The sequence below is a fragment of the Arthrobacter sp. genome, from assembly GCF_030540645.1.
Classification (GTDB): Bacteria; Actinomycetota; Actinomycetes; order Actinomycetales; family Micrococcaceae; genus Specibacter.
The window spans coordinates 1-19,185 of sequence record NZ_JAUNVV010000070.1; the positions used below are offsets into that span (position 1 = coordinate 1).

A 19,185-nucleotide genomic window follows, 5' to 3' on the forward strand; every position below is an offset into this window, starting at 1 on the left:
ATCAGCACAGTCAGCACCAGTCCGGTACCAATCACACAATGGCTGCGGCAAGGAATTCCGACGTGGGTGTCATGGCGGCTTCCGTGGGATCGTGGCGGATCTGCCCGTTGCAGGGCCGTTGGATCCCCCGCCATCCAGTATGTGCGGGCTGGTGGCTGACTACATCCGTGCTGGCACTGGATTTTCCTGCGGTTCCAATTTTCCCGCCTTCTCTACTCCTTCTACTTGCTCAACAGCTCCGGCAGCAGGTCTGTGTTCTGCAGATCCCAGGCCTCCAACGCCTGCACTGTGATGCCTCGCGGGCCGGTGCGCCGTGTTAAACCACGAATCAGCAGCATGCGGGTGCCAAAAAGAAGCGGCCCGGACTTTTCCTGCGCCTCAGTGAAGAAGGTGGTATCAACACATCCGGTGCCGTCGTCAATGCTAATAAAAACCACCCTTTTACCTCCGCGCATGGGCGGAGTTTGGGTGGCCACCCGCACCCCTGCCACCAAAACTTCGGTGTTGTTGCGCAGCCCCAACAACTGTTCAGCTTGGCTGACACCAAGCCTGGCCAGCAGTGGGGCGTAACTTTCCATCAAGTGCCCGCTCACATCCACGGAGAGCAAATCCAGTTCGGTGCGCACAGTCTCGGCCAGCCCCGCTGCAGGGTGCTTGGCTGCGAGCGCACCCAGTTCCACATCTTCCATGGGCAGGGCAAGCTGCCCGGCAATGGGTTCATTGCGTTTGTTGGCCTTGTGGACCGGCAAGCTGTTCACGTGGGCGATGAGGTCGGCACGGTTGGCGGTGTTCCCTGTGCCCTGTTTTGCCCGGCGGTGCAAAGAATCAAGTGCCCCCAATTGGGCCAGCCGCTTCAGGGTGGGCCGACTCAGCCTTCCCCTGTCGCGCAGCTCAGCCAGGGAGTTGTAGGGCTGACCGGCGAGGATGCGCTTGAGTTCGGTGCCGGAGAGCCCGTACACCCCGGCCAGGCTAAGCCGGACGCCTGTCACGTTGCCCTCGGTACGTTCGGCACGGTACTCACCGCTGCTGGCGTTGATGTCAAGGGGCAGAATGGGGATTCCCATGCGTCGTGCTTCTGCCACGAGCAGACGGCGCGGGTACATGCCGGGGTCGTGTTCCCACAGCCCGGCCATGAACTCCGCCGGGTGATGCGTTTTCAACCAGGCAGACTGGTAGGTGGGCACGGCGAAAGCTGCCCCATGGGCTTTGCAGAAACCAAAACTGCCAAACGCCGCCAGAGTCCCCCACACTTCCTCAATAACAGCTTGGCTGTAGCCGCGGCTGGCGGCCTGATCCCTGAAGTACCTTTCCACTGCGGGTTCAACCGCAGGCTTCCCCAGCCCCCGCCTGAACTCGTCGGCTCTGGACAGGGTGCACCCTGTCATGGTGCTGAGAGTGCGCAGCACCTGTTCATGGAAGACCGTGACGCCATGGGTTTCTTCCAACACAGGTATGAGGTCGGGGTGGGCATAGTGTGCCAGTGAAAAGCCCGCCCGGCTTTCCAGAAATGGTTTGACCATGTTTGATTTCATGGGTCCGGGCCGAAACAAGGAGATGTCGATAATGAGGTCACTGAATTCAGTGGGGGCCATCTTTCCCACAAGCTCACGCTGACCCGGCGACTCGATTTGAAAACAGCCCAGCGTATGGGTGCTGCGGATCAACTCAAAGGTGGGTTCGTCGTCGAACGGGACGGCGTCTAGGTCAATACCTCCACGCTCGCTGATGAAGGGGGCGTCAAGGGCGTGCCCACCCTCCGCAGCGACGGCTTCCCGCGACGGGTGCAGGCGGATGATCTCCCGCACCGCATAGGCCATGGCGCTTTGCATGCGTACGCCCAGGACATCAAGTTTGAGCATGCCCATGGCGTCCATGTCGTGTTTGTCGAACTGGCTCATGGGCAGCCCCATGCCGCTGGGCTGCACAGGGGTGCGGTTAAGCAGCCCCGAGTCTCCCAAGATAACCCCGCAAGGGTGCATGGAAATATGCCGGGGCAGGCTGTCAAGACGTTCTGTGAGGTCCACCAGCAGATCAAGCTGGCCACCTGTCCCTGACTGGCGGGAGTCGCGGACCAGGGTGGCCAGATCCCGCAGCTCGGGCTTTTCCTCCAGTGCTTCCCTGAAGGAGCCTGCCGAAAAACGCCACAGCTGTTTGGCTATCTGGTCGATCTCTCCCCTGGCCATGCCCAATGCCATACCGGCGTCCCTGACCGCGCCGCGGGCACGGTAGCTGTTTTGCATGCTCATCAAGGTCACCCGCTGTGGACCAAAGCGCGCAAAGATGCCCCGGTATACATTGTGGCGTTCGGCACTTTCCACATCCAGGTCAATGTCAGGCAGGGTGGACCTGTCAGCGGAGAGAAACCTTTCAAAGAGCAGGTCATTGGCGATGGGGTCCACGGCGCTGATACCCAGCAGGTAGTTGACCAGCGAGGAAGCTCCTGAACCCCTGGCGGCCCGGCGCACCCCCATGGCGTGGATCATGTCAGAAACTTCTGCCACGGTAAGAAAGTAGGAGTCAAAACCCAAGCCGCCAATCGTGGCCAGCTCCGTCTCAAGCCTGTTGCGCACAGTTTGCAGCTTTGTTCCGTTGAGATTGCCAAAGCGCCGCGCAAGCCCTGCTTCGCTGCGTTGGCGAAGTTCCACGTTGGCAGGGCGCGCCAAGCCCAGCACATCCAATTCAGGGGTTGTCGGTTGTTTCCAGCCCAAGTCGGCGCTCGGATCAAGCCTGCATTTGTCCGCCAGCTGGGAGGTGTTGGCCCATAGTTGGCTCAACTCGGCCTTACCGTAGCCTGCTTGGTACACAATTTCCTTGGCTACGGCACGCATCTGGGCAGCACTTTTGAGCCAGGCTTGTCCCGTAGGCTGCAGCTCGTGGAGTTCTCCCAGCGGCATCACCAGCCGTGCCGCATCCAGGACATCCGCCGTGGGGGCGTCTTCTGCATGGGCATAGCGGGCGGCGTTGCTCAGCACTGCCGGGACGTTGAACTCCTGCGCCAGCTTGAGCATCCGCACAGCATGGGTCGTGCTTAAAGGGGCACCGGGTGCGCTGAGGTGGCTGAGAATTTCCACGACCATGGAGCCGGCAGGCATGGCGTTGTGCCATTGCAGGAATTTTGTGCGCGGCAGGAGGTACTTGCGCCCGTGCAGGGACCGTCCCACAGGAGACGCCGGGCCAAGCATCACTGTTAGCGCCGGTTTCCCGGATTCCGGGTCCAGCACTCCGGCGGCCAGCTTGTCCAACGTAAGTCCCACGGGAGTGCAAGTGTGCGCCGCTGAGATCAGCCGGCACAGTGCGGCATAACCGGTTCCTGGCGGCAGGAATGCCCCGCCGTGGGCGAGCACCACCACACGCCCCGTCTCCATCAGCCCATGGGGTCCCTCTTCCACCACAGCCAGGTCGACGCCAATGATGGGGTCAATGCCGGCAGCCATGCATGCCTTCACATGCTTGACTGCCCCATAGAGGCCGTCCCTGTCCGTGACGGCAAGTGCATCGCCGTCTGCGGCAGCAACCCGTGCCAATTCCTCTGGCCAGGACACGCCAAAGTGGGCGCTGAAGGCGGATGAGCTATGCAAATGGACAAAGTTACGCACCGTCTGCCAACTCCTGCCGTTCGAACACTTCCTCCACCGCGTCATAAATCTTGATAACCCGCCAAGGTCCGTCTGGGAGATGGTGGACTACATCAAGAGTCAGCTCGTCATCAATTCCTGCGCGCCGAACCTGCAACCGCCACATCTGCAAGTCCACGAGTCCCGCCCCTTCACCAGGAGGTACGCGGGATTCACTCTCCCACCAGGAACGGCGCTCATACCAGCACAGGGGATGTGGCTCGATGGAGTAGCACGCACCACGCCAGGACAGCTGCACAAGTTCCCCATCAGGGGAACTCATCACCTCAATGCCCTCACTGAAGATGCCCATGTGCGCGTTCCATCCCCATCCACCTGCCTGAACCACATGGCATGTTCCGGATGATCCATTCGTATTAGTACATATATTCGATTAGATTTAAGTGTACGCTCAACTCCACGCGGAAACTACCCGCCGCTTGGGCCATCCGCAGCAGCCGGAACTTGTTCTGCATGGCAGGTGTGCAGGAAACGTTATGAAGTAGATAGCTGACAACGCACACAGGCGTCTAGCATTGGCTTAACGCCTTTGGTCTGGACTCGCTGCTGGCGCCACAACAATTTTAAGGAGCGTTCCATGACTGACATGGTCACCCTCATCGCCAAAACCAACCCCTTGGAACGTGAGCTCAAAACAGCATCACGGACCGTGCAGGACACCGATCTGCAACGTCTTGGCGAGCTGTACTACAGTGCCTACGATGCAGGTGCTGCCGGTGCGGGTGAAAACCTTTCCGCGGCCATGTCCAACATGCGTTCCGCCATGGAGGGAAAGTACGGCCAGGTGCTCCACGAAGCCTCCCATGTGGCCCTGGATGCCGACGGCGAAATCGTGGCCGCCGTGCTGGTGGTGGACCACTTCACCGGCGAAGGCGCACCCGATGCCCCGTTCATCATTGAGCTGATCACCGACCGCAATCACCGCCGCCGCGGTCTGGCTGAGGAACTTGTCCTTGCCACCATGGATACTTTGTTCAATGAAGGGCGGCACAATGTTGCCCTCAAGGTCGACTCCACCAACTCCGCAGCCCTTGCCCTGTACCTGTCCCTTAACTTCTACCGCTGGTCCCCGGACTACTCGGACGACTAAGCCAGCCAAGTACTCCCAAAACCAGCCAGTTGACGGCCGTTGCGCGTCAGCTGGCGTGTGGATACTGAGAGGCTGCCGCGGTGACGTCCAAGTCAGTGAGCGCCAGCAGGTGTGCCGGCGCTGCTGGCAGCGGAAAGCTTGACGTGACCTGCAGCCCCTCGTCCACATGGAGGAGCTCCCCTGGCACAAGCAGGCGCCAGCTTGGATCTGCGTCCATCGGCTCGCTGGCCACCACTACCGAGTCCTGCTCTGCCAGATCACGGCAACGCGCTTGGATTCTCTGACTGCCGACCTGCAGTTCCCCTCCATCGCACCCGCCTGCGCAGCGTTCCAGAACATGCAACTCGTGTGTTTCCGGATAACGCAGCGCCCACAACTCCGTGTCGGTGGCAAGAATAAAATTCAGGCTGTAGACGGGCAGGTTGACTGCGATCCACCTCAGAGCCGTGACCACTCCGGCACCAACGTCACCGCCATTGCGACGTACCTCCGCAGTGACCAGCGCAAACATTCGTTCGCTGTCGGTCTGTCCGTACACCAGTCCCGCTCCCCCACATTCAGCAATGCGTGCATCCAGCTCAGCCAAACCGTGCACCACGCCGTTGTGGGCAAAAAGCCTTCCGTCCTGCTCGAAAGGGTGGGTGTTTTCCAAGGTGTGCCCACCCGTGGACGCATACCGGACGTGGGCCAGGAAGTTGGTTCCTTCCAGCGTCCTAGCTGAGCAGGCAAAATCCGCGTCCTGCCACGCGGCCATCGGCTGTTTGCTCACCGTGGGTGTTCCCTGACCGTTGAACACACCGATCCCGGTGCCATCCGGAGCACGGTGGCTCTGCACCGCAAGACTGTCAGGGGCCTTCAACAGCCAGAACGTGGCTTTCACGGGCTCTGTTCCGGCGTGCAGTCCAAAGAGTCGGCACATGAGATCAGCCATCCTTTCCTGACAACCTGCAAACCGGGCCAAACCGTCTATCCCGTCCGGCACGGGCGACTCCTTAGGGCAAGCGTAGGTTCCTTCCGCCCAATCACCAAGGCTTTTGCCTTTCTGGCAGCCGTCGCCAGCGGCTGGGAATCGGCTGGGACTTCACCGTAAATTGGGCTGTTTGGACGATTCAGGATAGTTCCCGGTGTCAGGATGAGGTGGAGGCCCGGCACGGTGGCGGGTCCGTTGAGAGCGGCTCGGGGTTGGGTGACGCGCATACCAAGGAGCATCATCATGAATCAGGGCACCATGAGTCTGGACGAGCAGCTGAATCACTGCAATTCCCAACGCAGGCGCCGTCGGCGCATCACGCTCTCCGTGCTGGCAGTGGTGGTGGCGGCTGCGCTCATCGCGGTCGGCTTCGTCGTCGTCAGTCTGGTCAATGCCAACAACAATGTCATGCGTTCGGGCGCACTTGCGGCCGTCCACCAGGTGCCCAAGCTGGGCAAGGACACCAACATCCTTGTCATGGGTCTGGACTCACGCGTCGATGAGATGGGACAGCCGCTGTCCTCGGAGCTGTATGACGCGCTCGACGCCGGTGACCAGTCCGTGGGCGGCTATAACGCCAACGTGCTCATGCTCATCCACATTCCGGCCGACGGGTCCAAGGCCACCGCCATCTCCATCCCCCGCGACGACTACGTGGAGCTCTCCGGCATCCCGGGTGGGAGCGGCACCTACGGCAAGATCAAGGAAGCGTATGGTGACGCCCTCTCCGCCGAGCAGACGGCGCTGCTTGCAGCCGGCAAGCCCAATGACAACACCACATATCAGCAGGCACGCGACGCCGGTCGGGCGGCCGAGATCGATACCGTCTCGGCTTTCCTGGGCAACGTCCACGTCGATAATTTCGTGGAAGTCACCATGGCGGCCTTCTACGAGGTAGCCCAAGCGGTTGCCCCCATCACCGTCTGTACGCTCAACGCCACCCAGGACACGTATTCCGGAGCGAACTTCACTGCAGGCCTGCAGCAGATCGACGCCAAGCAGGCCATGGCCTACGTTCGCCAGCGCCGCGACACGTCAGATCCCAGCTATGCTTTTTCCGACCTGGACCGCGAGCGCCGGCAGCAGGCATTCGTCGTCGACGTCATCCATCAGCTCAAGCAGGCCGGTACGTTCACGAACATCCCGAAGATGGAAACGGTGCTCAACGCCGTCAGCAGCAACATCGTGGTCAACAATGGCCTGAACCTCATCACGCTGATCCAGCAGGCCACCTCCATCACGGGCGGGAACATCGCGTTCACCACCTTGCCCATCAGCGGTTTTGGCACGGCACCCAACGGCGAGTCCATCAACCTTGTAAATTTACCCCAGGTGCAGGCGACGGTCCAGCAGCTCCTGGCCCCGGCACCGGTGGCGTCCCCCACAGCCGGAGCTGGAGCCAAGGCTGGCGCTTCAAGTACGACGGCGGCGCCCGGCACCGCCTCCGCCAAACCATCCGCGCCAGCCACGACTGCCGCGCCGGCCACAGCGACTGTGCCAACCAAAGCTCCTGCCGACGCCACCACCACCTACTCGGACTGGACCGGTTCGCTCGCTGGCGGCACCATCCCCTGCGTCAAGTGAGGTGCACGGCTTCCGTCAGCAGACCGGGACTGTGAGCTCCGGGGAATTGTTGCGCACGTTGCCGACGTCGGGCCCCACCGGGTCAAGCTGCCATGCGGCGGCCAGTTGGTGGGCTTCGGCCAAGACCATGTCCAAGAGCCCGGCAGCCTCCCCGGGGGCAGGGTTGAGCCATTCGGCCATGGCCTCGCGGTCCAGTGGGACCGGGAGCCTGTCATGGAGGGTGGAAAGTTCCCCCTTGGGTGGCGATTCCATGGTCAAGATGGTGCAGGAGAGCAGCCAGGCTTCCGGGTCGGCGTCGTCTTTTTCGGGGTCCTTCCACCATTCGTACAGCCCGGCGAAGGTGATGAGCGAGCCATCCTTCGTGTGCACAAAGTACGGTTGCTTCTTGCCGTCGGGAAGTTTCTTCCACTCGTAGTAGCCCTCCACCGGGACTGCGCATCGTCGGGCCTTGGCCGCGGCGCGGAACGTGGGCTTTTCCAGCACCGTCTCACTGCGGGCGTTGAAGGCGCGCACGGCTACGCCGGGATCCTTCGCCCAACGTGGCACCAGCCCCCACTTGGCCACGTGCACCTGCCGGTGCAGGACGCCGTCGACCAGCCGTTCAAGGACTATGGGCACATCCGTGGTCGGGGCCACGTTCCAGGAGGCCCGCAGTTCCAGGTTGGCGTCGGCTTCCGCTTCGAGCTCGGCCACCAGGTCACCGACGGCCCTTGCCATTACGTATCGTCCACACATGCAATCCATGGTGGCACAAATCAGGGAATATGCACCCGACCCGGTAGCGTTGTCATGGATAGCAACCTCAACAACCCCCTTCAAGGAGTACTCCCCGTGGATTTCACCCCCGACGTCGGCACCATCACCATGTTTTCAACTGTTTGGTGTGGCTACTGCAAACGCCTGAAGAAGCAGCTTGACGCCTCGGGCATCGGCTACACGGAGATCAACATCGAAGACGTCCCCGGCACTGCCGAACTCGTTGAAAGCCTCAATGGTGGAAATCAGACGGTCCCCACGATCCTTTACCCCGACGGCTCGGCAGCCACCAACCCGTCACTGAACGACGTAAAGGTCAAGCTGGGCGTCTAGCCAACCAAACGCTTTGACGGGATTGCTGGGCGGTGCCGCAACATCGGGCTTTTATGCACCCCCTGTGATAGACAATCAGTAGGCAATAGCCATCCGGTAGCGCTGTACCGCAGCCGGCAAGAACGTTCAAGGAGTTGTCAGTGGTTCACAAGGTCAAGGGCGCAGTTGTGCTCAGCAAGAACGCCCCCGTCACACTCGAAACCATTCTGGTTCCCGATCCGGGCCCGGGCGAGGCCCTTGTGGACATCCTCACCAGCGGTGTGTGCCACACGGACCTGCACTACAAGCTTGGCGGCATCAGCGATGACTTCCCATTCCTGCTGGGCCATGAGGCTACGGGCGTGGTCAGCGCCGTCGGCGATGGCGTCACGAACGTGGTCCCCGGTGACAGGGTCATCCTGAACTGGCGCGCCGTCTGCGGCACGTGCCGCGCCTGTGCAAAGGGGCAGCCGCAGTACTGCTTCGACACGGCCAACGCCACGCAAAAAATGACGCTTGAGGACGGCACCGTCCTCTCCCCCGCGCTGGGCATCGGGGCCTTCATTGAAAAGACCCTCGTCGCCGCCGGGCAGTGCACCAAGGTCGACGACGACGTCGATCCCGGCGCCGTCGGCCTGCTCGGTTGCGGCGTCATGGCAGGCATTGGGGCTGCCATCAACACCGGCGGCGTGAAGCGCGGCGATTCCGTGGCCGTCATTGGCTGCGGCGGCGTTGGCACGGCCGCCATCGCCGGTGCGGCACTGGCAGGGGCCACCACCATCATCGCCGTGGACCGCGACCCAAAGAAGCTGGCAGGAGCCAAGGCACTGGGTGCCACCCACACTGTGGATGCCACTGCCGAGGACGCCGTCACCGCCATCCAGGGCCTCACCGGAGGCTTCGGTGCAGATGTGGTGATTGACGCCGTCGGACGTCCGGAAACGTACAAGCAGGCGTTCTACGCCCGCGACCTGGCCGGCACCGTGGTGCTGGTGGGCGTACCCAACCCGGAGATGATGTTGGAGCTGCCGCTGGCCGATGTGTTTGGCCGCGGCGGATCGCTGAAGTCCTCCTGGTACGGCGACTGTCTGCCCTCCCGCGACTTCCCCATTCTCGTTGACCTGTACAAGCAGGGCAAGCTGGACCTGGACGCGTTCGTCACTGAACGCATCGGCATCGATGACATCGAGGCAGCCTTCACGAAAATGGGCGAAGGCTCCGTGCTGCGATCGGTGGTGGAGCTGTAATGGCCGCACACATTGACCGTCTGGTCACCTCCGGCACATTCTCGCTCGACGGCGGAACCTGGGACGTGGACAACAACGTCTGGCTCGTGGGGGACGACTCCGAGGTGCTGGTCATTGACCCGGCGCACGACCCTCAGGCCATACTGGCTGCCGTGGGCAAGCGCACCGTCAAGGCTGTACTGCTGACCCACGGCCACGACGACCACATCCGTCATGCCCGCGAGTTTGCCGGCTTGGCCGGGGCCCCCGTGTTCATGAACCCGGAGGATCAAATGCTCTGGGAGGACATCTACCCGGGCACGACGCCGGACTCAGCCATCGCCGACGGGGATACGTTCGAGATCGCCGGCACCGAGCTGGTGGCCCTGCACACCCCCGGCCACTCACCCGGCTCGACGTGTTTCTACGCCGCGTCGCTGGGTACCGTTTTCACCGGCGACACACTGTTCAACGGCGGTCCCGGGGCAACCGGGCGCTCGTACAGTGACTTCCCCACCATCGTGAAGTCAATCACCGAGCGGCTGCTGACACTGCCAGCTGAAACGGTTGTCAACACCGGGCACGGCGACTCCACCAGCATCGCCGACGAGAAGCCGGGCATCCTGGCCGAAGGGCAATAACGGCTCCACGAAGAACTGGCAGCAAGAAACAAGGGCCGCGCAGCTGATGCTGCGCGGCCCTTGTTTTGTGGTGTTCATGTGCTGCTCGTGCCCTGAAGATGTGGCTGCCCTAGGCAGCTGCTGCGCTCGAGCTTTACGTCCCGCTGAGCCGTGTGTGCTGCGTGTAGGCTGCCAGGATCGCTGACTCCACGTCCTCCACCGTGAGTCCCGGGAGCAGGTCCTCGGCCGCGCCGGCGGTGGATGGGTCCCAGTCCAGGCCCAGTGCCGCATAGCTGTCCATGAGGACTTGGCGGATGGGCGCCGAGTTTTCCACCACGATGACGGAGCTGAACAGCCAGGCTCCGGAGACCACGCGTTGAGCCGTGCCGACCAGCTTGATGCTGGCGACGGCGTTCCTGCCATACACGCTGTACTCGCCCGGGCAATATTCACCGGGGATCTCGCCGACGCCGGCCTCCAGACCCAGCGACTGCAGGGCCTGGGCAAACAAGTCACCAAAGAACCCGAAGCGCGCCTTCGCGCCGACAATGGCATCGTCCTGGGGTTGGATGTGGTCAACGATCAGGGTGCCCCGGTGGTAGGCGGCGGCCCTACCCCCTGCACGCCGCACGGCTGGCACAAAACCGTTGTTTCGTGAGACCTGCTCAGCAGCGGCAAAGCCGGGGAGCCTCGTGTCCCGCTGGCCGAACGCCACGGTGGGCTCGGGGCGGTACAGGCGCAGCATGGCGTTCTGACGCCCAGCCTTCACCTCTGCCAAAAGGTCCAGGGCATGATTGAGGTCGGCTTCGGCCCCCTGGTTGACCAGCTGTTTGTGGACTTCAAGGCGTGGGGCCAGCAGCGAGCTCACGGCTTGTGCGGGATGGGACGCAGGGTCAGGATCTGCTCTGAGCGCCCGAAGGGGCCTTGCTCGTCATGCAGCACGGAGGAGGTGAGGCCCACGCCGTCGCCGGCAAACGTCACCGTGGAGTCCAGCCCCAGCCACTCACCGACGGGTTCCCGGTAGATGTGCAAGGACAGATCCACATTGGGGAACATGAAACTACCCGGTTCGGGCAGAATACGCGCTGCCACACCGTTGGCACTGTCCGCCAGCCCCAGGAGCCGAACCAGCGCTGAGGAGTGTTCGCCGCCGTCGAGCATGGTGTGCGGGCTGCGCAGCCAGGCACGTCCGTGCCCCTTGCGGTGGCCCGGAAGTGTTCGCCCTTCAATGGACTTGATGAACCCACCGGGCCACGTGTTCAGCCCCGACCAGGCCACGGATTGGTCAAGGGGCTCAAGGGGCTTGTCTTCAAAGGCCTCGACAGCGGATGAGTCTCCGCGTTGCAGCCGCCAGGCAGTGCCCCGGACAGCCACCCGGCCGTCGGCAATCAATTCAGCCTGCAGCAGCTCGATGGTTTTGCCGGGGCGCAGCAGGGTCGTTTCAATGCTGAATTCGCCAGCCGGGATCAGGCCCAGGATGTCAAAGCTGAGCCGGACAAGACGCATGTCGGCACGGGGCTGAAACTGCTCCAAAGCGTACACCATGATGCCGGTCACCGGGGCCATGTGTTGTTCATGCGCGTTCCAGGCGCCCTGTGCATGAATGGTGGATGCGTAGCGGTTCCCACCCAAGTGGCGGTAGTAGGACGCGGCGTCAGCGACTGCGGTTGCTGCTGCGGTTGCAGTTTCAGTTGCAGCAGATTCGGCAGTTAAGCATGTGGTTGTTTCCGGCATGGCTATGACTCTACCGGCAGCAGCGCAGCGATTCGCACACGGCGGCTACGCCTGCAACGTTGGCTTGACGGCCAATTCCTGGCCCATGACCGGGCAATCTTCCAAGGCGCTCTGGTCCAGCTTGCGGATCCTTGAGACGCGAAACAGGTGCACACCCAGCGCTGCGGTGGCAGCGAGCAGAACAAGGAGGATCAAGGAAAGCGGCGATCCGGCGGCAGCGGCCAGAGCGGCGTCAAAGGCGGCAATCCCGATGGTGGCGTAAATGCAGGCCCAGGCGATGGATCCAACCACGGTTGCCGGAATGTAGCGGCGCAACGGCATCCGGCCCAGTCCGGCGGACATGTTGACGGCAGTCTGGATCCCAATGGTCAGAAAGCTCACGCTGACAGCAGCGGTTCCCCAACGGGCGATGAATTTTTCTGCCCGGATCACGGATGGGGCGTCCAAGTACTTTTGCAGCTTGGTTTTGCGCCCTCCGGCAGCCAATGCCCGTCCTGTCCAATATGTGGCGTTGGAACGCAGCATCACAATGACAAACAGGATCAAAAAGGCCCAGACAAAGGGGAGGGAGACAATGCTGTCCATCATGAGCGTTCGCTGCCCCCTGGGTCAGGAAGAATATGGCTAGGGAATTCTAGTCTGTTGATCTCTTCCCATGGTAGCCAAGGCAAGCCACGTTGCCCTAATTTTCCGCACGTGAGACTGGTCGCTACAGTCCTTTAAGGACTGTCCCGAATCAGCTATGCACCACCAGGTGCTGTGGATATCTTCGATCTACTTTCTTGATGGGCCCCGAAATCGGGCCGGTGGACGTGCAACTAACCACCAGTGGTATCTTTTGGGCAGCAAGCCCGCGAGGGCTGACAGGCCAAAGATGACGCAAAGTACTCCCACAAAACCGGTGAAACCGTCGCTCAGTGGCCCGATGACGAGGTAAAGGCCAAGGCTGAGACTGGTTGCACCAAAGCCGACGCGCCACCTGCGGCCGCTCCTCTTGTGTGACTCGTCATGTGAAACCCCATACTTCGACGGCGTCCCTCTCACGTTTTCCGACGGGTTCGGTTCAGTTTGGGTGGGTCCGGGAACGACGGCGCCAAATTCTCCCACCCACTGGCCAGTCCCCGCTTCCGGGCAGTGCTCGTGCACGCTCTCCTTTATCGCAGCGAAGTCCGCGGGTGATCCCCGGTACATCATTTTGGAATGGCTCACGTCGAAGTCCACGCGACCACCCGCCCAGTAGGCGTCATAACGGACCAGGCGCATTGGGCGGTGCCGCCATCTTGAGGGTCGGGTGAAAGCCACCGCACGGACGGCGACGGGATGAGCCACAGATTCAGGCATGGATCGATAGTTGCACATTGAGTGGTTTCTTGTTCGTGGAGGCGATCTTCGCTGCCAAGGCGGTGGAGTGACCTAGCCGAAACACATCGTGAACGACGGCGGGGCCCTCCATTGCGAGGATGTGCGGCAGGCAGGTTGACCCCTCCTGAACTGGGCTGCGCGGAGCGCAGTGTGGCGCGGTTGGGACCGGGAAAGTCTGGCAGCGGTAGCCTTGGCCCATGGACAATGAAAACTTGTGGGAAGCGAAGAATCGAGCGGAACCCGGCCATTCGGCTAGGTATGTGGCCCGGTTTGCCGCGTTGCGTGCCGACGGCGTCGATGTTCACGGTGAGGCCAGGATGGCTGATGCATTGCTCGCTCGCTCCGGCCGGATCTTGGATGCAGGGTGTGGCATGGGCAGGATTGGCGGGGAATTGGCACGCAGGGGGCACCGCGTGGTGGGCGTGGACCTTGATCCCGAACTGGTCGCAGCCGCGCGAAACGACCATCCGGACCTCGATTGGAGATTGGGCGACCTAAGTGCGTTGTCCCTGCCCGGTGAGACGTTTGATTTGATCCTGTGCGCCGGAAACGTGCTGACGTTTCTTGCCCCAGGAACAGCGCCGGCTGTGCTTGCTCATTTCAGGGAACACCTGGCGCACGATGGCCGGGTGGTGGTGGGCTTTGGTGCGGGACGCGGATACGAATTTATAGATTTTTTCAGCGATGTCCAAGGCGCAGGATTGCGCGTTTCCGGGAGCTTCTCCACATGGCAGCTGCACCCGTTCACAGAGGATTCAGACTATTTGGTGGCTCTCCTGGATCATCCCTCCGTGGAAGGGTGAACGGCTGGAAACTCTTTCTTGGTAAGGATGACGTGGACGCTGCCAAAGCCGCCCAGCGGAGCTGTTTCGCGCACATTCTCCAAGACCGGAGCAGGCATGATCGCCGTCGTTTGGTTTAGCAGTTCAACGGTTGCAACCCGCAGCTCCATGGTGGACAGGCCACGGCCCGGGCAGACGTGTTTGCCAATGCCGTAGACAAGGTTGCTGGCTGCATTCTGGGTGGGGCGGTAGGCGTCGGGGTCGCCAAACACGGCGGGATCCCGATTTGCTTCCACCCAGTCCAAGTACACCCTCCGGCCTGCCTCGATGCTGTGCCCGCCCAGTTCCCGTGCCTGGGTGGTTTTGCGTCGGTTGGACAGGAACGGGTTCTCGATGCGCAGCATTTCATCAATGGCAGCATCCAAGAAAGCAGTGTCTGTGCCAGCTGGATTCAATAACCGGCTGCGTAGATCCTGTTGCAGCTCAGGATTCTGCGCCAGATGGTTGACAATGCTGCCCACGCAGCGGGATATGGTGCCCAAGTCCCCCGCCGTCCAGTTGCGCAGAATGCTGACGATCTCCGTCAGCAACAGAGGCGCGTTGCCCACAAAGTCGTGGGCCAGTTCATCGGTGGGATCCACCGGAGTGCTGCGTCCGCCGACGCGAGCCATGCGGCGGGAGTTGATCAGGTTAGTGATAATCGCATCAAAACGGCGTGCGATCTGCGTGGTTTCGGCCAGTTCGCCACTCCTTGTTGCCCCATGGTTGTCTTCCATCCACTGCAACAGCGGGTCCTCCAGCTCAGCCGGCCAGCCGAGCCATTGGCTTTGCGCCCGCACGGCGTAGCGCCGCCCTAACCCGCCGACTACGTCCACGGGCACGCCCGACGGGATGTCCGCAACGAGATCCTCGGCCACTGCCTGGCAGATGGGCTCAATCGCCGCAGTTCGTTCGCGGGTCATGTACTTATCCACCACGGCACGGTAGCGGGTGTGTTCGGCCCCGTCCATGCCGTTAGGCACGTTCAGGTGGGTGGACACCGCAGAGGAAAAGGTATCCGGATCCAGCGCTGCGGCCATAACGTCAGCGTGGCGGTGAAGCCACAGTGGTTCGAGGGGTGTTTCTTCACTGGGGGCAGGCATGTTTTCACGGTAACAAACTTTCGGAGCCGCAAATGACGCGGTTGTACAGCCAGCAGTTCCGCGCTTGCATGCACGCTTCTGAACCATCAACCCTGCGTCGGCTCCCACCCTTCGTGTTAGCGTTTCGAGTAGACGGAGGCTTCCCGACGAGGTGGAACTGCACTCGTGCACGTTCCTCCCCGGGGCTACCCCGGGGCACGCAGTACCGCTCGAGCAAGCGCCGCGGGTGGGGGCTCTGCGCTCCGCGCAGCACACCACCCGCACAGACAGACGGGTCGTCTGGAAGCCTCCGTCGCTTCATGGCATGGCTAAATTCACTGCCGGGAAACGGAAGGAAGCCACGGGGATGACCACCGACCACAAGGCTGCACAGGTCCTTGCCCACACGCCGCATCCCACCCCTACGATCGTGGCAACAGCCTTGTCTCACGCCTTTCTTGCTGCCCCCGAGTGGACCGTGGAGGCGCTGGTGTCCGCCGGTGCCGAGGTACTGGGAGCACGACGGCGTTGGCTGGGTCCGCTGGTTCGGGCCGTGGTGGATGCCTACCACCGCAAACCCGCTGACGCACCCCGCGAACTGGCCGCCCATATAGGAGCCAGCGAACCCTTCGCCGCCGCCGTAGACAAAGCGCATGATCAACGCAAACCTCTCCGTTTGGCAGCCTATGCAGTGGCAGAACCGGAGCTGCGCGATGGAACCCACCCTGTTCCCGAGGTCACAGGGCTGGAGCAGTTGGCTGAAGTTCTCGGCTTGAAGCTGGGCGAGCTGGAGTGGTTTGCCGACACCCGCCATTTGAACAGGCTGGCCAGCCGAAGCAGTTTGCAGCACTACCGATACATGTGGCGAGAGCGACCTGGCAGGACCCCCAGGTTGTTGGAGATTCCCGGGCTCAGGCTGCGGAACATCCAACGAAAAGTGTTACATGGCCTCCTTGCTCCCATTCCGTTGCACAATGCGGCGCACGGTTTCGTCCCGGGACGAAGCGCGTCCAGCGGAGCGGCGCTGCACACGGGTGCCGACGTGGTCATTTCGATGGACCTGCTGTGCTTTTTTGCCAATGTCAGCGCCGGAAAGGTGTTTGGCGCACTACGACAGTCAGGATATCCGGAAGCAGTGGCTCACCGTCTGACCGGTCTGTGCACCCACATTGTTCCACCCCGGGTCATCAGCTCCATGCCCCCGGGCGGGAGCGCTGCCGAACGTTTTGCCCTCACGCAAGCATTGCGGCTCCCCCACTTGCCACAGGGGGCACCGACCTCCCCTGCACTGGCAAATTTGGCACTGCGGCGACTGGACTCCAGGCTGCAGGGTTGGGCGGAGGTCGCCGGGGCCAACTACACCCGCTATGCCGACGACCTTGGATTCAGTGGCGGTCCCGCCTTGGCCCGGCGTACCGAGCGTTTCCTTCGGGGCGCAAAGCGGATTGTGGCCGACGAGGGGCATAACCTCAACGAGAGCAAGACCCGATTCCGGCCACGCAGCACCCGCCAGCAGATCACCGGGATCGTCGTGAACCAGCATCTGAACGCTCCACGCCGTGAATTCGATGCGCTGAAGGCGATTCTGCACAACTGCATGCTTTTTGGACCGGAGTCACAGAACCGAGCCGACCACACCGATTATCGCGCCCATTTGCTGGGCCGTATTACGTGGATGGAGTCGTTGAACCCTGCGCGGGGCGTCCGGCTGCGACGCGACTTCGAGCGGATCAGCTGGTAGCACCAGGCGCTGTTGAGGTACCAATTCCACCGCATTCTCTACGCATGCCAGGCGATCGCATCATTGATCGACCCCGCCAACCGGCGCACCGAAGCTGTGATGGACGGATCGGAGGAGGTGAAAGCTGCCTCCTGCGTTCGCACCACCTCGTCCACCTTCTCCCAAGGTATCCAGCAAAAGACATCGTCAATCTGACTCTGGAGCCGTTCCACATCCAGCTGGCTGTTGCCGCTCTCTTCCACAACGGAGACAAGTTCACCAAGTACTGCTTCCTTGATGGTCATCCGGCCACGTCCTGATACCAACACGTCAGGCTTGACACCCAACAGCAGGACGATGGGCAACCGGTTTTCAGCGTGTGCCATTGCAGCGACGTATTCCCGCGCCAGCTGGGCTGGCTGGAATGAGTTGGAACGGATGCGTTTGGCCTCCACGAGTACAAATGACCGTGTGCTCATCACTAGAGCGTCAGGTTGTACATGCCGTTGATTTCTTGATTTTTTCCCAGGAGTAAGGGGCAGGTCACCGGGAAGGAAGCTCACGCTCGCAATCTCAATGTCCGAGATCAGCACCGCCCTGGCTTGTTCTGCGCCCTGGGCAGCACCAATGACGGCTCCCAAAAAATGCATCCGAGGCAGAAAGTCGAGGGCCATGAGCACCTCGGCCGTGAGCACATTCTCCCTGCCTCTGCCGCCAATTCGGTAGTGTGTGGCGCGTTCCCAAGAGATCTCCTGGAGCAGCCTCCCCACCACGGAGGCCTGCCCGGGCTGCGGCTCAGACACGCCTATCCAGCCGCTCCCGCAATACTGGCCATGCTGCGGCGAACCCGGGGTGCAACTTCAAGGAATCTACTTCTTCGGCTGGCACCCACTCAAGGGCAATGCTCTCGGGATCATTGACGATGGCTTCAAAGCTCTCCACCACACGGACCGCAACAGTGGTGTACGTCCAGTAGCCCACGTCATACAAGGAGGTGAAGAGGACCTCAACCTTGTCGGCGGGCACCCCAGCTTCCTCCCATGCCTCCCTCAAGGCTCCGTCCACAGCATTCTCTCCTTGATGGCGGGCGCCACCGGGCAGACCCCATGTACCGCCGTGGTCCGACCAGATTGCCCGGTGCTGCAACAGTATTCCCCGTTTGCTGTCGACCACCAGCAAGCCAGCGGAACCGAACCTGCCCCAGAATTTCCCAGCATCACCCTCTACCCAGGCATCGCCGGGATCGCGTGGGCCACCAAGCCTGCCAGGACGCACAGCAGCCGCAGCATCCTGAATAAATCGGGCCGACGTGCCTGCTACATCCAGACGTTTCTTGGAAAAGTCTTCATCCATGTTCCTCACGCTATCAAGTCCGCAAACCTCAGCAGGTACTGATGGCTATGGTTCTACTTCAGGTCTCGTTTGCACTCGCCCGTGTGTGTTGTCAGTTGTGGGTGTTGGGGCTGTTTTTACTCAGGCCGTGGTGGTAGGTGTTGCGGCGTGGTGTTTGGGTGGGATCGATCAGGTACGGGGCGGTGAAGCAGGGTGTGCCTTGCACGAGGGTCAGGGTCCATTCACTGTGGTGAATCAGCGTGTGGTGGCGTCCGCAGAGCAAAGCTGCGTTGCTGATATTACTTTCCCCGCCTTCTTGCCACGGGAGCACATGATGGGCCTCGGTCCACGGTGCCGGGATAGTGCAATCAGGAAAACAACAGCCTAGATCCCTGGCGAATAGGATTTTGCGCTGCGCCGGGGTAAACAAGCGTTGAGCACGACCCACATTCAAAACCTCCTGTCCCTGCCCCATCAACAGGTTCGTGATCTCTGGATCACACAGGGGCTGGTCAAACAACCCCAACGGCACTGGCCCGTTATAAGCAGTAAACGCCGTCCCTGCCCCGTCCCTGCGGGCCAGGTCTTCCTGCCGGGTCATGATGATCAACTGTGCCTTCAAACCACCATTGAGCGGCAGCTTCTCTGTCCGTGCCGCCAACTTCACACAGTCCAACAACCCGTCCAAGAGCTTCTGCGCATACGTACGGTCATCTTTCACCACCGGGTCGGTACTGGCCGGATCAATCGGGTCCAAACCCTCCAACACCTCCGCCGAGCCCGGCCACGGAATCCGCACCCCGCCAACCACCCGACCCCGCCGCTCCTGCCCGGGCTCATCATCTTGCCCGGGCACCTCACCCCACACAGAACCCGACCCCGGATCCCCACCACTTAGCTCACCGCCGCCTGACTCACCACAATCGGGCCCCGCACCGCCT

18 protein-coding genes are annotated in these 19,185 nt (G+C 61.8%); 7 read left to right on the forward strand and 11 right to left on the reverse strand.

The window, feature by feature from the left end; all coding sequences use genetic code 11:
- Nucleotides 1–221: 221 nt before the first annotated feature.
- Both Q4P21_RS12395 and Q4P21_RS12400 read right to left on the reverse strand, forming a co-directional pair.
- On the reverse strand, nt 222–3,641 hold the full coding sequence (locus Q4P21_RS12395) for a DNA polymerase III subunit alpha (RefSeq protein ID WP_303389070.1): 3,420 nt from the start codon (nt 3,639–3,641) through the stop codon (nt 222–224).
- Entirely contained in the window at nt 3,589–3,927 is a 339-nt protein-coding gene (locus tag Q4P21_RS12400; protein WP_303389071.1) for a hypothetical protein, read from the reverse strand. The genes Q4P21_RS12395 and Q4P21_RS12400 overlap by 53 nt, the downstream gene beginning before the upstream one ends.
- Before the next feature lie 285 nt (nt 3,928–4,212).
- Between Q4P21_RS12400 and Q4P21_RS12405 the strand changes: the two genes are divergently transcribed.
- Complete coding sequence (locus Q4P21_RS12405) at nt 4,213–4,725, forward strand: GNAT family N-acetyltransferase (protein WP_303389072.1); 513 nt, start codon at nt 4,213–4,215, stop codon at nt 4,723–4,725.
- 46 nt (nt 4,726–4,771) lie between these two features.
- Here the strand turns inward: Q4P21_RS12405 and Q4P21_RS12410 are convergent, their stop codons facing one another.
- Nucleotides 4,772–5,644 carry a class II glutamine amidotransferase gene (locus tag Q4P21_RS12410; RefSeq protein WP_303389073.1) on the reverse strand — a complete coding sequence of 291 codons (873 nt, stop codon included), beginning with the start codon at nt 5,642–5,644 and terminating at the stop codon, nt 4,772–4,774.
- Between the two features lie 294 nt (nt 5,645–5,938).
- Here Q4P21_RS12410 and Q4P21_RS12415 point away from each other — a divergent pair, with 294 nt between their 5' ends.
- A complete protein-coding gene (locus Q4P21_RS12415; protein WP_303389074.1) occupies nt 5,939–7,279 on the forward strand; it encodes an LCP family protein in 1,341 nt (446 codons plus the stop codon).
- 15 nt (nt 7,280–7,294) lie between these two features.
- On the opposite strand, the gene Q4P21_RS12420 is transcribed toward Q4P21_RS12415, so the two are convergent.
- Nucleotides 7,295–8,014, reverse strand: a complete 720-nt coding sequence (locus Q4P21_RS12420; RefSeq protein WP_303389075.1) for an SOS response-associated peptidase — start codon at nt 8,012–8,014, stop codon at nt 7,295–7,297.
- Between the two features lie 96 nt (nt 8,015–8,110).
- On the opposite strand from Q4P21_RS12420, the gene Q4P21_RS12425 reads away from it, so the two are divergent.
- The 3 genes from Q4P21_RS12425 (at nt 8,111) to Q4P21_RS12435 (ending at nt 10,214) form a co-directional block, all read left to right on the forward strand.
- Nucleotides 8,111–8,368, forward strand: a complete 258-nt coding sequence (locus Q4P21_RS12425; protein WP_303389076.1) for a mycoredoxin — start codon at nt 8,111–8,113, stop codon at nt 8,366–8,368.
- 140 nt (nt 8,369–8,508) lie between these two features.
- Entirely contained in the window at nt 8,509–9,594 is a 1,086-nt protein-coding gene (locus Q4P21_RS12430) for an S-(hydroxymethyl)mycothiol dehydrogenase (RefSeq protein WP_303389077.1), read from the forward strand.
- Complete coding sequence (locus Q4P21_RS12435) at nt 9,594–10,214, forward strand: MBL fold metallo-hydrolase (RefSeq protein ID WP_303389078.1); 621 nt, start codon at nt 9,594–9,596, stop codon at nt 10,212–10,214. Before Q4P21_RS12430 ends, Q4P21_RS12435 begins: the two co-directional genes overlap by 1 nt.
- Nucleotides 10,215–10,347: 133 nt before the next feature.
- Here Q4P21_RS12435 and Q4P21_RS12440 read toward each other — a convergent pair whose 3' ends face one another.
- Genes Q4P21_RS12440 through Q4P21_RS12450 form a run of 3 tightly spaced genes read right to left on the reverse strand, consistent with a single transcriptional unit; the run spans nt 10,348 to nt 12,515 of the window.
- On the reverse strand, nt 10,348–11,061 hold the full coding sequence (locus tag Q4P21_RS12440) for a lipoate--protein ligase family protein (RefSeq protein WP_303389079.1): 714 nt from the start codon (nt 11,059–11,061) through the stop codon (nt 10,348–10,350).
- A complete protein-coding gene (locus Q4P21_RS12445) occupies nt 11,058–11,927 on the reverse strand; it encodes a thioesterase family protein (protein WP_303389080.1) in 870 nt (289 codons plus the stop codon). Before Q4P21_RS12445 ends, Q4P21_RS12440 begins: the two co-directional genes overlap by 4 nt.
- Before the next feature lie 45 nt (nt 11,928–11,972).
- On the reverse strand, nt 11,973–12,515 hold the full coding sequence (locus Q4P21_RS12450; RefSeq protein WP_303389081.1) for a DedA family protein: 543 nt from the start codon (nt 12,513–12,515) through the stop codon (nt 11,973–11,975).
- Nucleotides 12,516–13,486: 971 nt separating this feature from the next.
- Here Q4P21_RS12450 and Q4P21_RS12455 point away from each other — a divergent pair.
- Nucleotides 13,487–14,092 (forward strand): bifunctional 2-polyprenyl-6-hydroxyphenol methylase/3-demethylubiquinol 3-O-methyltransferase UbiG, encoded by a 606-nt coding sequence (locus tag Q4P21_RS12455; RefSeq protein ID WP_303389082.1) that lies wholly within the window; start codon nt 13,487–13,489, stop codon nt 14,090–14,092.
- On the opposite strand, the gene Q4P21_RS12460 is transcribed toward Q4P21_RS12455, so the two are convergent.
- A complete protein-coding gene (locus Q4P21_RS12460) occupies nt 14,071–15,213 on the reverse strand; it encodes a cytochrome P450 (protein ID WP_303389083.1) in 1,143 nt (380 codons plus the stop codon). The genes Q4P21_RS12455 and Q4P21_RS12460 overlap by 22 nt on opposite strands.
- 304 nt (nt 15,214–15,517) lie before the next feature.
- Between Q4P21_RS12460 and Q4P21_RS12465 the strand changes: the two genes are divergently transcribed.
- Entirely contained in the window at nt 15,518–16,933 is a 1,416-nt protein-coding gene (locus Q4P21_RS12465; RefSeq protein ID WP_303389084.1) for a reverse transcriptase family protein, read from the forward strand.
- A 38-nt stretch (nt 16,934–16,971) separates the two neighbouring features.
- Here the strand turns inward: Q4P21_RS12465 and Q4P21_RS12470 are convergent, their stop codons facing one another.
- The 3 genes from Q4P21_RS12470 to Q4P21_RS12480 all read right to left on the reverse strand — a co-directional run.
- On the reverse strand, nt 16,972–17,715 hold the full coding sequence (locus tag Q4P21_RS12470; protein ID WP_303389085.1) for a hypothetical protein: 744 nt from the start codon (nt 17,713–17,715) through the stop codon (nt 16,972–16,974).
- Nucleotides 17,708–18,265: an NUDIX domain-containing protein gene (locus tag Q4P21_RS12475; RefSeq protein ID WP_303389086.1), complete on the reverse strand. Its 558-nt coding sequence runs from the start codon at nt 18,263–18,265 to the stop codon at nt 17,708–17,710. Before Q4P21_RS12475 ends, Q4P21_RS12470 begins: the two co-directional genes overlap by 8 nt.
- A gap of 91 nt (nt 18,266–18,356) precedes the next feature.
- Nucleotides 18,357–19,185, reverse strand: an 829-nt coding sequence (locus Q4P21_RS12480; protein WP_303389087.1) for an HNH endonuclease signature motif containing protein, incomplete at its 5' end; no start/stop codon positions are given.

What these genes read in the sequence shown, in the direction of transcription:
- Q4P21_RS12460 (WP_303389083.1), bottom strand. Translation starts at nt 15,213, where the DNA reads ATGCCTGCCCCCAGTGAAGAAACACCCCTCGAACCACTGTGGCTTCAC.
- Q4P21_RS12445 (WP_303389080.1), bottom strand. Translation starts at nt 11,927, where the DNA reads ATGCCGGAAACAACCACATGCTTAACTGCCGAATCTGCTGCAACTGAA.
- Q4P21_RS12405 (WP_303389072.1), top strand. Translation starts at nt 4,213, where the DNA reads ATGACTGACATGGTCACCCTCATCGCCAAAACCAACCCCTTGGAACGT.
- Q4P21_RS12400 (WP_303389071.1), bottom strand. Translation starts at nt 3,927, where the DNA reads ATGGGCATCTTCAGTGAGGGCATTGAGGTGATGAGTTCCCCTGATGGG.
- Q4P21_RS12455 (WP_303389082.1), top strand. Translation starts at nt 13,487, where the DNA reads ATGGACAATGAAAACTTGTGGGAAGCGAAGAATCGAGCGGAACCCGGC.
- Q4P21_RS12475 (WP_303389086.1), bottom strand. Translation starts at nt 18,265, where the DNA reads ATGGATGAAGACTTTTCCAAGAAACGTCTGGATGTAGCAGGCACGTCG.
- Q4P21_RS12410 (WP_303389073.1), bottom strand. Translation starts at nt 5,644, where the DNA reads ATGTGCCGACTCTTTGGACTGCACGCCGGAACAGAGCCCGTGAAAGCC.
- Q4P21_RS12450 (WP_303389081.1), bottom strand. Translation starts at nt 12,515, where the DNA reads ATGATGGACAGCATTGTCTCCCTCCCCTTTGTCTGGGCCTTTTTGATC.
- Q4P21_RS12415 (WP_303389074.1), top strand. Translation starts at nt 5,939, where the DNA reads ATGAATCAGGGCACCATGAGTCTGGACGAGCAGCTGAATCACTGCAAT.
- Q4P21_RS12435 (WP_303389078.1), top strand. Translation starts at nt 9,594, where the DNA reads ATGGCCGCACACATTGACCGTCTGGTCACCTCCGGCACATTCTCGCTC.
- Q4P21_RS12395 (WP_303389070.1), bottom strand. Translation starts at nt 3,641, where the DNA reads ATGACGCGGTGGAGGAAGTGTTCGAACGGCAGGAGTTGGCAGACGGTG.
- Q4P21_RS12465 (WP_303389084.1), top strand. Translation starts at nt 15,518, where the DNA reads ATGGCTAAATTCACTGCCGGGAAACGGAAGGAAGCCACGGGGATGACC.
- Q4P21_RS12420 (WP_303389075.1), bottom strand. Translation starts at nt 8,014, where the DNA reads ATGTGTGGACGATACGTAATGGCAAGGGCCGTCGGTGACCTGGTGGCC.